9 protein-coding genes are annotated in these 15504 nt (G+C 36.7%); 3 read left to right on the plus strand and 6 right to left on the minus strand.

Annotated features, from left to right (window positions below; translation table 11 throughout):
- Window positions 1–209: 209 nt before the first annotated feature.
- The 6 genes from ABFR62_08725 to ABFR62_08750 all read right to left on the minus strand — a co-directional run bounded on the left by ABFR62_08725 (window position 210) and on the right by ABFR62_08750 (window position 11588).
- Window positions 210–2438: an NADP-dependent isocitrate dehydrogenase gene (locus tag ABFR62_08725; protein MEN8138505.1), complete on the minus strand. Its 2229-nt coding sequence runs from the start codon at window positions 2436–2438 to the stop codon at window positions 210–212.
- A 276-nt stretch (window positions 2439–2714) separates the two neighbouring features.
- Window positions 2715–4502, minus strand: a complete 1788-nt coding sequence (locus tag ABFR62_08730) for a chloride channel protein (protein ID MEN8138506.1) — start codon at window positions 4500–4502, stop codon at window positions 2715–2717.
- Window positions 4503–4602: 100 nt separating this feature from the next.
- Window positions 4603–6387 (minus strand): chloride channel protein, encoded by a 1785-nt coding sequence (locus ABFR62_08735; GenBank protein ID MEN8138507.1) that lies wholly within the window; start codon window positions 6385–6387, stop codon window positions 4603–4605.
- A gap of 105 nt (window positions 6388–6492) precedes the next feature.
- Window positions 6493–8244 (minus strand): aspartate--tRNA ligase, encoded by a 1752-nt coding sequence (aspS, locus tag ABFR62_08740; protein ID MEN8138508.1) that lies wholly within the window; start codon window positions 8242–8244, stop codon window positions 6493–6495.
- A gap of 185 nt (window positions 8245–8429) precedes the next feature.
- Entirely contained in the window at window positions 8430–10724 is a 2295-nt protein-coding gene (locus tag ABFR62_08745; GenBank protein ID MEN8138509.1) for an N-acetylmuramoyl-L-alanine amidase, read from the minus strand.
- Between the two features lie 36 nt (window positions 10725–10760).
- A complete protein-coding gene (locus tag ABFR62_08750; GenBank protein ID MEN8138510.1) occupies window positions 10761–11588 on the minus strand; it encodes a hypothetical protein in 828 nt (275 codons plus the stop codon).
- A 438-nt stretch (window positions 11589–12026) separates the two neighbouring features.
- Between ABFR62_08750 and ABFR62_08755 the strand changes: the two genes are divergently transcribed.
- The 3 genes from ABFR62_08755 to ABFR62_08765 all read left to right on the plus strand — a co-directional run bounded on the left by ABFR62_08755 (window position 12027) and on the right by ABFR62_08765 (window position 15297).
- A complete protein-coding gene (locus tag ABFR62_08755; GenBank protein ID MEN8138511.1) occupies window positions 12027–12986 on the plus strand; it encodes an ROK family protein in 960 nt (319 codons plus the stop codon).
- A 210-nt stretch (window positions 12987–13196) separates the two neighbouring features.
- A complete protein-coding gene (locus ABFR62_08760) occupies window positions 13197–14804 on the plus strand; it encodes a putative manganese-dependent inorganic diphosphatase (protein MEN8138512.1) in 1608 nt (535 codons plus the stop codon).
- Between the two features lie 244 nt (window positions 14805–15048).
- Window positions 15049–15297 (plus strand): hypothetical protein, encoded by a 249-nt coding sequence (locus tag ABFR62_08765; GenBank protein MEN8138513.1) that lies wholly within the window; start codon window positions 15049–15051, stop codon window positions 15295–15297.
- Window positions 15298–15504: the final 207 nt, after the last annotated feature.

The following is a 15504-nucleotide window of genomic DNA, read 5'->3' on the forward strand; positions in this document are numbered from 1 at the left end:
TTTTTCTTGTTCAGATTATGTAAACTTTATGCCTGATTTTTTAAGACTCCCCAGAAAACGAACTTGATCCACTAAATGACCTTCTGTACTATATCGGAACCCCATTGTCTCATCTTAACATAGTCGTAGTACTTATAATGACTAGTCCTAAAAAACACCCTCTAAGTTAAAGGTAAAAACTAAGAGGATGTTTTTATTATGTCTAAATACTACAATGAATCTACAATAGCATTAAATGTAACACTCGGACGCATAGCCTTCGATGCCAATTCATCGTTAGGCATAAAGTAGCCTCCGATGTCTACTTTAGAACCTTGTGCAGCGTTAAGTTCATCTACAATTTTCTGCTCATTATCGGCTAGTTGTTTTGCTATTGGAGTAAATTTAGCCTGAAGTTCTTTATCTTCCGATTGTGCTGCCAATGCTTCTGCCCAATACATTGCCCAGTAGAAATGACTTCCTCTGTTGTCAAGCTCATTAACTTTACGCGATGGTGCCTTTCTGTTGTCTAAGAATTTAGCAGTGGCATTATCGATTGTTTTTGCTAATACAGCAGCTTTTTCATTACCATCGGCATTTGCGATATGTTCTAATGAAACTCCCAATGCAAGGAATTCGCCAAGAGAATCCCAACGCAAGTGACCTTCTTTATTGAATTGCTGAACGTGTTTAGGAGCTGAACCTCCGGCACCTGTTTCGAACAATCCGCCACCCTGCATCAATGGAACTATCGACAACATTTTTGAACTTGAAGCAAGCTCCAGAATCGGGAATAAATCAGTGAGATAATCACGGAGTACATTTCCTGTTACCGAGATAGTATCTTCACCTTTTCTGATTCTTTCTAATGAGAATTTCATAGCATCAACAGGAGAAAGAATTCTTATATCCAGTCCTGCTGTATCGTGATCTTTTAAATATTTTTCTGCTTTTTTGATTATTTCGGCATCGTGACCTCTTTTTTCATCGAGCCAGAAAATTGCCGGAGTATTTGTAGCTTTCGCTCTGTTTACAGCCAGCTTAACCCAATCCTGAATTGGTGCATCTTTTGCCTGCGACATTCTGAAGATATCACCTTTTTCAACATCCTGCTGTAAAAGCACCTTTCCGGTTGCATCAACTACACGAATAACACCTTCGGACTGAGCTTCGAATGTTTTATCATGAGAACCGTATTCTTCGGCTTTTTGAGCCATAAGTCCAACGTTGGCAACCGATCCCATTGTAGAAGCATTAAACGCTCCGTTACGCTGACAGTCTTCGATTGTTTCCTGATACATAGTAGCATAACACCTGTCCGGTATCACAGCTTTTGTGTCTTTAAGTTTGCCATCAGGACCCCACATTTTTCCTCCATCGCGAACTACAACAGGCATTGAAGCATCGATAATTACATTGTTAGGCACGTGAAGGTTTGTAATTCCATTGTCAGAGTCTACCATGGCCAACTCGGGATTTGTTTTATAAACCTCCATGATATCAGCTTCTATTTCCGCTTTTTTATCAGCAGGTAGCTTCTCTATTTTAGCATATAGATCGCCAAGACCATTGTTTACATTTACTCCTAGTTCAGCAATTACTTCAGCGTGTTTTTCGAATACATCTTTGTAATAAACTTCAACCGCATGTCCGAACATAATAGGGTCGGACACCTTCATCATAGTAGCCTTTAGGTGTAATGATAAAAGAACGTCTTTAGCCTTAGCATCGTCGATCTGTTCCTGATAAAAATTACGTAATTTTCTAACATTGATTACCGAAGTGTCAATGATCTCATCTTCTAAAAGAGCTGTTTTTTCTTTTAAGATTGTTGCATTTCCGTTTTTGTCAACAAACTCAATTTTTACATCTCCGGCTTTAGTAACAGTTGTTGATTTCTCACTTCCATAAAAATCACCATCGTTCATATATGCAACATGTGCTTTTGAACCGGCCGACCATTCCTTCATACGATGCGGGTTCTTTTTGGCATATTCTTTTACTGCATTTGCAGCACGACGGTCAGAATTTCCTTCACGAAGAACCGGGTTCACTGCACTACCCAATACCTTTGCAAAACGTTTTTGGAGTTCTTTTTCTTCATCAGTTTTAGCATCTTCAGGGTAGTTTGGTATGTTGTATCCTTTTTCCTGAAGCTCGGCTATGGCAGCCTGTAACTGTGGAATGGATGCTGATATATTTGGAAGTTTTATGATGTTTGCTTCCGGTTTTTTTACCAAATCACCAAGGGCAGCAAGATTATCTGTTATTTTTTGATCCTCTGTTAGTTTTTCGGGGAATGTAGCCAGAATTCTACCCGGCAGAGAAATGTCTTTAGTTTCAACTTTAATTCCGGTATTTTTGGTAAAAGCCTGTACTATTGGAAGCAAAGAATATGTTGCTAAAGCCGGTGCTTCATCAATCTTTGTCCATATTATTTTTGATGCTTTATCGCTCATTTGAATAAGTTTATAAAATTTGAGCAACGAATTTAACGAAATGCCTTTGATTAAACAATTCGGGGTGATCTATTTCGATGTGATAAATATCAGGATTCAATAATATTGATGATAATTAGATAAATTATCGACTATGAATATAAGAATATGAAAATACTTGTAAGAATTTTAGAAGTTAACTCTTTAGGGTAGATAATAATTGATGATATAAGGAGAAATTAAAAAAAATAGCCCGGTGTGGGCTTCTCTTCCGGCGAAACCCTCGTTAAATACCTGTTATTGTCCCGAAACCTCAATTAGTTTTCGGCGATATACAGTAAGTAGTTTTGATTTAGATACAAAACCTGCATATTTTCCATTTTTAACAACCGGAATATTCCACGCACCGCTATCCTGAAATTTACGCATAACATCGGCCATAGTGTTTTGTTCTGCTCTAATAACTTCGGGCGGATTATGCATAAATGTGCGTACAAAAGTGGTTTCGTATATTTTATAATCAAACATTATCTGTCTTATATCGTCCAGAGAAATTATTCCCAGGAGCTCATTTTCGTCATTTATCACAGGGAAAATATTTCTTTTTGACTGCGATACTACATTGTGTACCATATCGCCAAGTGACATTTCGGAATGTACAGAGGTGAAATTAGTTTCCACAACTCTATCCAGGTCCATTAAGGTTAGAACTGCTTTATCTTTGTCGTGTGTAATTAACTGTCCTTTTTTAGCTAATTCGCGGTGATATACCGAATGGGGAACAAAACGTTTAGCAATAGTGAAAGATATTAGCGAGGTAAGCATCAATGGTACAAACAGCTCGTATCCACCGGTGAGTTCAGCTATAAGAAATATTGCTGTCAGCGGTGCGTGTAGAACTCCTGCCATTAATCCGGTCATTCCTACCAGAGTAAAGTTTGTAACAGATACTTCTATTCCCAAAGGCAATAAATTAATTATTCTCGCAATAACGTTCCCCATAATGCTTCCCATGAAAAGAGTTGGTGCAAAAATACCGCCAACACCACCGGCACCAAATGTAGTAGCTGTAGCGATAATTTTAAAGACAACCAGTCCGGCTAAAAGAGCAATAACAATCCATTGATTAGAAAGGTGCTCTTTGAAGTAAAATGTTTCTAACGAAGACGGTACTTTTCCTTGTAATAACTCATTTATTACCTGAAATCCCTCACCGTAGAGTGGAGGAATGACGAAAATAATAACACCTATTACTATTCCTCCAATAATAATTCTTTTTGCCTGACTGTTGATAGAATCGAAATATTCTCCAATTTTAAAATATACCGTTGAAAAGTAGATAGAGGTAAAGGCTGCTGCAATTCCTAAAAATACAAACATTGGAAGATCTCCAATAATGAAATGATCTTCGAGTTTGAAATGCAGGATGATATCATTACCCAAAAACAAATAGGACGTTACAATTGCTGATACCGATGCTATTAACAATGGAACCAGTGAAACCAGAGTAAGATCAAGGCTAAAAACTTCAACCGCAAAAACTATAGCAGCAATAGGGGCTTTGAAAATTGCCGACATGGCGCCTGCAGCAGCAGCACCTAATAGCATAACCCTTGTTTTGGGGTTCATATGAAACATCCTTGCAATATTCGAACCTATTGCAGAACCGGTAGCTACGGTAGGCCCCTCCAGTCCTACAGATCCACCAAAACCAACAGTTAACGGAGCTGTAAGTATAGAGCCGAGCATTTGATACCTCCTCATTATCCCTTTACGCTTTGATATTGCGTATAAGGTGGATGGAATACCGTGACCGACAGGGTTTTTTACTACAAACCTAATTATAAGATATGTGAGGACTAAACCTATTGTCGGAAAGATAAAATAATAATAATTATGATAATGTTTTATCAGTTCTCCGTGCAACAAGCTTTGAATCAGGTGAGTTCCGTTTTTTAGTGCAACAGCTCCAAGCCCTGAAGTAATACCAATTAGAGCACTCAAAATGTAAATGAATCTCTGATTGGAAATATGTTTTACCCGCCAAATTAGAAATTTACCAAGTAATGATGTAGGTTTAGCCATTTACTGTTAATGTATAATTCAAAGTTATCAGTCTGTCAGCCAAAAGGCAGGTGCACTGTTTAATTGTATTTTTTACCTATACTTAGTTCAAAAATATGAATTATCCGGCAAATTCTATTAATTTACGTCTATAAACAGTTAATACTTTTGATCGGGATACAAATCCTCTGTATTTCTCTTTGTCAACCACCGGAATATTCCACATACCACTTTCGCTAAATTTCTTCATTACCCTGGTCATATCATCTTCATCCATGAAAATTATTTCTTCGGGCTGTTTCATATATGTTTTTACGAAGGTATTTTCGTAGATCTTACTATCAAACATAATTGTTCTAATATCATCGATATATAAAACACCCACTAGTTGTTCTGAATTATCAAGAACGGGAAACATATTTCTTTTCGAATGGCGAATTACATCCTGAATTAATTCACCTAAACTCATATCAGGATTTATTGTAGTAAAATTAGTTTCTATAACTCTTTCAAGTTGCATTAAAGTAAGCACAGCCTGATCTTTATTATGAGTAATAAGGTGGCCTTTTTTTGCCAATTCGTGATGGTAAACTGAGTGCGAAACAAACATTTTGGTCATTGCATACGATATTGCCGAAACAATAATTAAAGGGGTAAACAGCTTGTATCCTCCGGTAAGTTCGGCAATAAGGAAAACAGCTGTAAGTGGAGCATGCAATACTCCGGCAACAATTCCTGTCATTCCCATTAGAGTGAAATTTGTTTCTGAAACATGTACCCCTAATGACGAAAGATTTATTATTCTGGCGCTTACGTTTCCTAAAACACTGCCCATAAACAAAACCGGCACAAAAATACCACCAACTCCCTTAGCCCCGAATGTTAATGCAGCAGCTACAATTTTGAAAATCATAAGTCCAAGTAATAGAACAATTATTGCCCAATCAACCGGTAAAAAGCTTTCTAATCTGCTGTGATAAAGATATTCCGGCGATTCTCCTGCAAGCAAACTATTGATTACGTCAAACCCTTCTCCATAAAGTGGAGGAATAATAAAAATCAAAACGCCTAATAGAAGTCCTCCCAAAAAGACCCTTTTCCATTGACTCTCCATCCCGTCAAAGAAATTTCCTATTTTCTGATAAACTTCAGTAAAATATATAGAAACTACTCCTGCTAATACTCCTAAGAAGATTATCCAGGGCGTATCTGCTAAAACAAATTTATCTTTGAAGGTAAATTCCAGTATATATGCGTCGCCAATTAAAAAATAAGATGTTAGTACTGCCGAAACTGATGCCAGCAAAAGAGGAATAAGTGATGTAAGAGTTAAGTCTAAACTAAAAACTTCTACAACAAAAATGATAGAGGCAATTGGTACTTTAAAAATTGCCGACATAGCACCTGCTGCTGCTGCACTTAATAAAATTACTCTGGCTTTTGGTCCTAAATGAAATGTACGGGCTATATTTGAACCTATAGCAGCTCCCGTAGCTACCGTTGGTCCTTCTAGACCTACCGAACCACCAAATCCAACAGTTAAAGAAGATGTTAATACCGATCCCCAAATTTGGAATCGTCTAATAATTCCATCGCGTTTTGATATAGAATATAATGTAGAAGGAATACCGTGGCTAACATCATTGCGCACAATATACTTTATTGACAGATAAGTTAATATCAGTCCAATTAATGGAATGATGAAATAAAAATAGCTGGTATATTCACCAATTGAGTCATGATGAATTGCCTCCTGAATAAGATGGGTGATATTTTTTAATAGAATAGCAACTAATCCTGTTGCTAAACCTATAATGATACTGAGAATATAAATGAATTCCCTGTTTTGAATATGCTTAAGCCTCCAAACTAAAAACCTTCCAAACACTGACGTTGGCTTCGTCATAACTGTAATTCTGTATTTCTAAAATAACAACCGTTGTTTAGAGAGCAAATAGAGCCTGACTATCAGAAGTCAGGCTCTATTTTTGCTCTTTAAATGACGCAAAATTTATTTTTTGATTTCTATTCTTAAGTTCAGGTCTTCTAATTGTTCTTCAGAGACAGTTGCCGGAGAATCGATCATTACATCTCTTCCCGAGTTGTTTTTAGGGAAAGCAATAAAGTCACGAATAACTTCTTCTCCACCCATAATAGCTACTAATCTGTCAAGCCCGAATGCTATACCGCCGTGAGGAGGTGCTCCATACTGGAAAGCATCCATAAGGAAACCAAATTGTTTTTTAGCTTCTTCTTCTGTAAATCCAAGATGAGAGAACATTGTTTCCTGAGTGCTCTTATCGTGAATTCTAATAGAACCTCCGCCAATTTCACTTCCGTTCATTACCAAATCATATGCATTTGCACGTACTTTTCCCGGTTCGGTATTCAATAAGTGTATGTCTTCTGCCTTTGGTGATGTAAACGGGTGGTGCATTGCATGGTATCTTTCTGATTCTTCATCCCATTCTAAAAGAGGGAAGTCAACAACCCATAAAGGAGCAAATTCCTCAGGGTTTCTCATGCCTAAAGATTCTGCCATATACAAGCGAAGTTCTCCTAGAGCCTTTCTTGTTTTATCAATTCCTCCTGCCATTACCAGCATCAAATCACCCGGTTTTGAATTTAATTTCTCCGACCATTGAGCCAATGCTTCCTGATCGAAAAATTTGTCTACCGACGATTTAAAAGATCCGTCTTCGTTGTGTTTTGCCCAGATTAGTCCTGTAGCTCCAATTTGCGGACGCTTAACCCAATCGATCAATTTATCAAGTTGTTTACGCGTATAGTTTGCACAACCGGGAACAGAAATACCAACAACCAGTTCCTGATCATCGAATACTTTAAATCCTTTGTTTTTCGCAACTTCATTAAGTTCACCGAACTTCATATCGAAACGAATGTCAGGCTTATCTGTTCCGTATAATTTCATCGCATCGGCGTAATCCATTCTGGGGAATTCACCAACATCAACACCATTGATCTTTTTCAGCAAATGACTTGTAAGGCCTTCGAACACTCCAAGAATATCATCCTGCTTAACAAACGACATCTCACAGTCGATCTGAGTAAATTCCGGCTGGCGATCGGCTCTTAAATCCTCATCGCGGAAACATTTTACAATCTGAAAATATTTGTCAACACCACCAATCATTAGCAATTGCTTAAATGTTTGTGGCGACTGCGGCAAGGCGTAAAACTCTCCTTCATTCATTCTCGAAGGTACAATGAAATCACGCGCTCCCTCGGGAGTTGATTTTATAAGATATGGAGTTTCCACTTCTAAGAAGTCAACATTAGAAAGGTAGTTTCTAACTTCCATTGATACCTTGTGACGAAGAACAAGATTGTTTCTGATTGGTTTTCTTCTGATATCCAAATAACGATATTTCATTCTGATATCTTCTCCTCCATCAGTTTCATCTTCGATAGTAAATGGTGGTATCTCAGACTTATTCAATGTTTTTAGATCACTAACTTCTATTTCTATTTCACCTGTTGGTATTTTCTTGTTTTTAGAAGCCCTTTCTATTACGATTCCTTCAACCTGGATGACAAACTCACGTCCCAGTTTCTGTCCGGCGCTCATCAGTTCAGCATTTTTCTCTTCCGAAAATGCTAATTGTGTTATCCCATATCTGTCACGTAAATCAATAAAAGCCATTGCTCCAAGGTCCCTCGATTTTTGAACCCATCCACTTAAAACAACTTTCTCACCAACATTCGAAATATTTAATTCTCCACAATTATGCGATCTATACATCTTTTATTCTCTTTTGTAAAACAATGAAAAAACAGTTGTTGCCTAATTATCAATGTAATATAAGGAGGCTCTGTTTCAGCCTGCAAAAGTACAATTATTTATAATAAAAATACTTTTTGAAACAAAAAAGACTATCAGAATAATGAAATCTGATAGCCCTTGTGATTTGTTAAAGTACTATATGTTTAGTTTTTCAATATTTTCGTTGAAACCGAGCCGTTTTGATTACTTATGCGAAGTATGTAAACTCCGCTTTCTAAGCCTGATGTGTTTATATTATGTTCACCGGATTTAATCGTAACATATTTACTGTAAACCAAACTGCCTACAGTTGAAAATAATTCAATCTGATAAGCTTCTTTATTCTCAAGTCCTGTTATTGTGAGTTTGTCACTTGCAGGATTCGGGTAAGTTGAGAGGTTAATTGCTGTCCAATCATCTATAGCCATCAAATCACCGTAGAAATACTCAAATGATTTATTAAGTAACAATTCGTTGTCAGACTGAACTGCAGCACCAAGAGGAAATGAATAGTATATAAGCCCTCCATCTGCTGATGAAGTTCCAAATGTACCTTTGTAGCCAATAGCGGAACTGTAACCATCTCCATTACTAAAATCCATTAATTTTTCTGCTCCGCCTGCAGGAGCTATACCGTCGGGATATTTTATTTCCCAGCCATCTGCGTTATTAAAAGCGATACTTAATCCCTCAAAAATTGTTCCTTCAATACCATCAGAAGTGCCATAAGTAGCACCTCCGTCCGATTTGTATTCGGCTTTTAAATAATCAGAATAAAATGCCATATCTGCAGCTGTAGGTGTATGACTGGAACTGGTATGGTCTAAATCCCATCCTATTTCAGCACCTGATACAATAAAATTACCACCGTTTTCCAGATAATCTTTCACTTTTATCTGTTCGGCTGAAGAGAATGTTTCATCGGCTGTAGATTCTTCTCCTGAGATCCAGATTACAAGCTCGTAATCATTCATGATTACACTTCCGGAAATAATACTGCTATTATCAACAGAGGAAACTGTACCTATAATACTTATATTGGAAAGTCCACTTGTATATTTTGCTGTCAAAGTATGTCTTCCCCCTGAATTAGTACCTGTCATTCTGTCGAAACCATCAACAAGAAGAATATTAAGACCACTTTCATTTGAAAATGTAGAGAATACTTTAGATGTTGGACCTTCAAGCTCTTCTGTGTCATTTTTATTCACTCCAACAATTTTAAAGAACAATGTTGTATTTGAAGGTGAGTTAATAAAATCACTAGTCTTGCAAGTATAACCTGAAACTGATTCGGTTAATTTATCTTCATCCAAGGCTAATTTCCAATTTTGAAGGGCAGGATCTTCGCTATAATAAATTCTGTATCCCACGTAGTTACCTCTTAGAGGTTCCCAGTCGAAGTTAATGGAACCGTCTAAATTGCTTAGTATATTATTGATGGTCACCTGAATTGGAATTGATAATTGCTCAACAATATCCTCCATTTTTACTACGGTAACTGTTTCTGTTTTCAAAACACTTCCATCTTTAGAAAACTCAAGCTTATAATCTCCCGGCTCCATCCAGCCCATAAAGTAATAACCATTGTATCCGTTATCAGTTGTAACCTCCCTAACTAAAGTGTCATCTTTGGATGCTTTAACTGTTACTCCATTGAGATCTTCGGGGGCAGCTGATTCAACGATACCTTTAATTTCTCCATAGTTTATAGATCCTGAGGTTCCTAATAGTTTTAGGTGTGACTTCATCATCTGCATTGCCATTGCCTGTTGATACATGTCGCTGTGAAGTCTTCTCCCTTCTTCAGGATTAGAGTGAAAAGATGCTTCAGATATTACGGCAGGAACTGACGACCCATTCAGTATTCCATATCCTGAGCTCCAGGTAGGCTGAAAATCCAAATCGGCATATACTTTTGCTGAAGTTGTATATACTACCTTTGGCAAATCAACACTCATAATATCAGCCATTTCTTTAGCCAAGGGAAACTGAGCTGTTTTTCTATGGTCTTTGTCAAGTGATGCGTAAAGCATTAAATGATAGTTAATACTTGGGTTATTATCTACTCCATTTGTATGTACAGAATGAAAAAAATCAGCCTCCATTTCCTCGCTGAAGGCTACCCTATCTGCTATTGAGGGATCTCCATAGGTATACCCGGCGTCATCTGCATCATATTCGTTTGTAATCCGCGTAATACTTACATCGCATCCAAGAGCTTCTAAATTAGCATACAGGTAGTTCGCTGTATTGAAATTTCCTTCGGACTCCCAATATGTAAGACCGTATCCTATATCTGTCTTACGGTCATCACTTCCGTACCCGCCATGCCCCGGATCGATACAAATAGCTTTGTCGGCCAATAATTGCGGTAAATCACCCGGTATTTGTGCTTTTAATGAAAGTGTAGCCAATAGGGGAAATACCATTATTAGCTTATATAAATTCTTTCTCATAATATTAATCACTGATTGATAATAAACACTTAGAAATTACTTTTTGATTATGTATAATTCCCCTTCAGGAGTATTAAAAATCAATTTATCTCCGTTTGGACTTGGTGAAGGCTCCATTGCAATACCATTAAATTCAATAGTTAGATTCCTTACCTCTTTATTTCCGGTGTTTATTTCGTATACATCAGAATCAGTAATAATTTCCCCATCATCCTTTGTAACCTGATAAACTATATGATTAGTATCCGACCATTTTGGGCGCTCCATATAACCCAAATCCACGAGGATTTTTCCGTCAGCATTGATTACATATCCATTTCCACCGTATTGCTTAATCAATATGTTCTTCCCGTCGGGTGAAACTTCTGATTTTAAATAACGTGCGCCTTCCATTAATGGTGAAATAATTTTTGTGCTACCATTTGAAAAGTATATTTCCAGTGCGGTAAGCTTGTTGACAGATTTTACAAACAAAATTGTTGTTTCCTCTGCTAACTTACTTGTATTAAGTTCAGATAAAGCTGTTTCTTTTGCCGAAAAACTCTTTTTGGGTACTGTTAAACTGTTTATGTTCCCTTCGAAGTCGGATGCAACAACACCCTGTTTTAAAGTAAAATGAATCTGCTTGTTTTCCGTGTATACGTCTTTTCCCGATTTTAATTCGGTTGAGAGAACCACTTCTTCTTTACTTACTAGGTTGTAAAGTTCCAGTCCTTTATAATTGTTATTTGTTATAAGGATGTTATTTTCATCTGCAAATGAGGCATGATATCCTTTTTTATCAAGTTTTTCTATTGTCTGGCCATTTAGCGGAGCCAAAACAATCATTAATAAAAATGACAGGAATGTAATTTGTTTTATCATAAAAAAAGTATTTAGATATTGTTTGTTAAAGTTAACACTTTAGTAATACCACTTTAATGCAATTCGACAATTAAACAATGTAACGCGTTTAATTACATGATTAGCACGACATAAATAACAGTCTCTATTATTTGCGTGTAGGATATGTATTACATGTATTATTCCGGTGTATAAATTACATGAAGAATCTGGTTTATTCATTCATAGAATTACTGAAATAAATAACAGTGATTGAGGCTTTTTCGCTGTACAACAGTCTGGTAGCCAATTTTTTCTTATTTATAAAAATTATTTATTATTACATGGATTGTTTTTGTAAATTTGGAAGCACTAAAACTAAATGTACTATGTACACTTAGTTCTGTTTTAGGACAGGGTTGGTGCTTCTATTCAATAGTTGCACCGATTATTAAAACTAATAAAGAAGTTATATATATTATGAAAAAAGTTGGTATTGGAATAGATATTGGAGGAACAAATACACAGATTGGTTTTGTAGATAAGGAGGGAAAGGTGTTCTTGGAAACTTCAATGTCTACACTTGTTGGAGATACATTTGAGGAGTTTTTAAGTGCTTTGTATGATGTAGTGGAAAAAGCTAAGTCGGATTCAAGTGAGAAATTTGATATTATAGGAATTGGAATAGGCGCTCCTAACGGAAATTATTATAAAGGAACCATAGAGTTTGCCCCTAACCTTAGGTGGAAAGGTGTTATTGAGGTTACAAAAATGATGTCTGAAAAATTTGGTGTTCCTGCCGTTCTTACAAACGATGCAAATGCTGCCGCTATTGGTGAAATGATATTCGGTGGAGCCAAAGGGATGAAAAACTTCATTATTATAACGCTTGGAACAGGATTGGGAAGTGGTATTGTTGTTAATGGAGAATTAGTTTATGGTCATGACGGGTTTGCAGGAGAGCTTGGTCACGTTATAGTGGAGAAAAATGGTCGTTTATGTGGATGTGGTCGCAGAGGATGTTTGGAAACTTATGCTTCAGCAACCGGAATTAAGAGAACTGCTTTCGAAGTAATGGCCGACAGAAATCAGGAAACGTTACTTTCTAAATACTCTTATGATGAATTAACATCATTTAAAATTTATGAGGCTGCACAAAATGGAGATCATATAGCACGAGAAATATTCCGCGAAACCGGAAAGGTGTTGGGAGAGGCTTTAGCCGATTTTATAGCCAACGGAAGCCCTGAAGCAATATTCTTGTTTGGAGGTTTAGCAAATGCAGGAGATTTGATTCTTGAGCCGACAGAAAGTTCTATGGAGGAAAGTCTGCTTCACATTTTTAAAAATAAAGTGAAATTACAACTTTCCCAGCTCGATGAGGGGCACGCAGCAGTTTTGGGTGCAGCAGCTTTGGCGTGGAAAGAATTTGAATCATAATATTATTGTATAGTTTTTTAATGCGTGAAAACGTGAATCCGTGACCTTTAACGTCACGGATTCACGTTTTTTTTGTAAATATTATTTCCCGAAATCCTTGTACTTAATTTGTTGAGAGTAATTCAATGTTGTTGATATTAATTGTTTTACAATTTCATGAGCTTAACTTTTTCGTACCTTTGTGTTCCTTGAAAATAAAGAGCCTTAACAATGAAAGAGAAGACATTAATTTTTGGTCATAAAAACCCCGATACCGACTCTATATGTTCTGCAATTGCATATTCTAATCTCAATAATATTTTAGGAAAAAATACTAAGGCCGTTCGGCTTGGAAGTTTAAATAAGGAAACTCAGTTTGCACTAAATTATTTTGGGGCTGATGAACCTGATCTGCTTACAACTGTTAAACCAACACTGGGTGATATTAAATCAGGAAATAAGGCCGTAATTAAGGAAAGTGATACTCTGGTTACAGCCATGGAAATTTTAACCAAACAGAAGCATTCAAGTTTACCGGTAATAAATTCTGAAAATAAGCTTGAGTCACTTTTACATGTATCACAAATTGCAAATGCATATCTTGAAATGAGTACCAAGGATCTCTTTGACAGGCATTATACTACATATGAAAATATAATTAGCTCTTTGGATGCAAAGATTATCAACGGAAAAATGCCAAAGGGAAGGGTTAGAGGGTATTTAAGAGGCCTTTTAGAAGCTCATACCGAAGGTAGTTCAGGTGTAGTAATAACTTCGGAAGTAACAAGGATTGATAAAAGTATAGATGATTTAAATGCATCATTGTGCGTGGTTTGTAGTAAAGAAAAGATAAATCACAAATTTGAAGATATTAAGACTCCTATTATTCAAACAGGGTTGGGGATCTTTAAGGCATTTAAATTAATGTCGCATTCAGTTTCTGTACACTCAATTTTAAGCAATACTCCTTTTTATCATTTCAGAACTACCGACTACATTGCTGATGTGCAAAGTATGATGAAGGAATCTGATCAGACAAATTTTCCGGTTGTTAACGAGCATGGGGAGGTATTCAGTACAATAAGAAATAAGCACCTTATGAATGTGGCCCGTATCAATGTAATTCTGGTCGATCATAATGAGAAGGAGCAGTCGGTTGACGGAATAGAAACTGCCCGCATACTCGAAGTTGTTGACCATCATAAATTTGGAAATTTAGATACAGCCGAGCCATTGATGATCAGAGCCGAAAGTGTTGGTTGTACTTCGACCATCGTGTACAGGTTGTATCAGGAGGCAAACAAGGTGCCGGACAAACAAAATGCCGGACTTATGCTGAGTGCTATTCTGTCTGATACATTGCTTTTTAAATCTCCTACAACTACTAAACGCGATGTGCAGGTAGCTAAAGAATTGGCTGAAATAGCTGAGATTGACTATCAAAAATATGGCATGGATTTACTTGTTGCCGGGGCTACTTTAACTGATAAATCACCGGAGGAAATCATTACCATGGATATGAAGGAGTTTACCATGGGTAACTATAAAACAGCATTGTCGCAGGTAAATACCGTTGATGTAAACGGACTGTTAGTGGAAAAAGACAGTCTGGAAACAATAATGAATTCAATGATTCTGGATAATGGCTATGATGTGATGATTTTGGTTATAACCGATATATTGAATAAGGGTTCAGAGGTAATTGTGCTGGGTAATTCTTCTGATTTAGTAGAAAATGCTTTTAAGTTGAAGCTCACTGATAACAGAGCATGGCTTAAAGGTGTGGTTTCGCGAAAAAAACAGATTGTACCTGTATTGATGCAGGTAAGTCAGGAGTAGTTTTTTCAGGAGCTGTTCGCGTGCTCCACTATAGTCGCAGGCAGTAAATATTTTTCATTTTGAAGTTTGTATTTAAAATTACCTGCCTGTTTAATAGTTTTTAAGGAGCTCATAAAATCGCTCTTAAAAACTGTGATTCAATAATATTTACTGCCTGCGAGCTGCCGTTTCGCCCACGGCTAACGCGCTTTCAGTATATTACAGAGTCGTTTGTTTGACGGAAATAAATAAAAAATATATAATTATGATCTCAAAATTTCTATTAGCGGAGAATCCGGTCGATAACGATAGTATAAATGAGTTTATCCTGCATACACAATCTCCAAGATTATTGGCTGAGATTGTAGAGGGAAAGTTAGGTTACTCTTTCAAAATTGTTCAAGAATATGAAGAAAATATCTCTGAAGACCGAATGGAAGAACTTAAACTTGAAATGCTCGACTGGTGGAATGAATATCTCGACTGGGAAGAAAAAATTTCCAAGGAAGGATAGAAGAGATCAGATCGGGGGCTAAAGGAAAGCTCTTTACAAGTTGTACATTAAATTATTATTGAAGTTTCCTGGGTCGTAGATTAGGGTCAAGTCATATTTTTGGGAAGGAAATTATATAAAGCGTTTGGTTGGACCGATTCAATCTATGGTTTACTGCATTTATTTCTCATTAATGAATAATCAATTGGATGAGGGGGTAAAGTTGAC

This window comes from Bacteroidota bacterium, assembly GCA_039714315.1.
In the GTDB taxonomy this organism is placed as follows: domain Bacteria; phylum Bacteroidota; class Bacteroidia; order Flavobacteriales; family JADGDT01; genus JADGDT01.

Excerpts from the sequence above, each read along its gene's own strand:
- ABFR62_08745 (MEN8138509.1), bottom strand. The coding sequence starts at position 10,724 with ATGAGAAAGAATTTATATAAGCTAATAATGGTATTTCCCCTATTGGCT.
- ABFR62_08735 (MEN8138507.1), bottom strand. The coding sequence starts at position 6,387 with ATGACGAAGCCAACGTCAGTGTTTGGAAGGTTTTTAGTTTGGAGGCTT.
- ABFR62_08730 (MEN8138506.1), bottom strand. The coding sequence starts at position 4,502 with ATGGCTAAACCTACATCATTACTTGGTAAATTTCTAATTTGGCGGGTA.
- ABFR62_08765 (MEN8138513.1), top strand. The coding sequence starts at position 15,049 with ATGATCTCAAAATTTCTATTAGCGGAGAATCCGGTCGATAACGATAGT.
- aspS (MEN8138508.1), bottom strand. The coding sequence starts at position 8,244 with ATGTATAGATCGCATAATTGTGGAGAATTAAATATTTCGAATGTTGGT.
- ABFR62_08755 (MEN8138511.1), top strand. The coding sequence starts at position 12,027 with ATGAAAAAAGTTGGTATTGGAATAGATATTGGAGGAACAAATACACAG.
- ABFR62_08725 (MEN8138505.1), bottom strand. The coding sequence starts at position 2,438 with ATGAGCGATAAAGCATCAAAAATAATATGGACAAAGATTGATGAAGCA.
- ABFR62_08760 (MEN8138512.1), top strand. The coding sequence starts at position 13,197 with ATGAAAGAGAAGACATTAATTTTTGGTCATAAAAACCCCGATACCGAC.
- ABFR62_08750 (MEN8138510.1), bottom strand. The coding sequence starts at position 11,588 with ATGATAAAACAAATTACATTCCTGTCATTTTTATTAATGATTGTTTTG.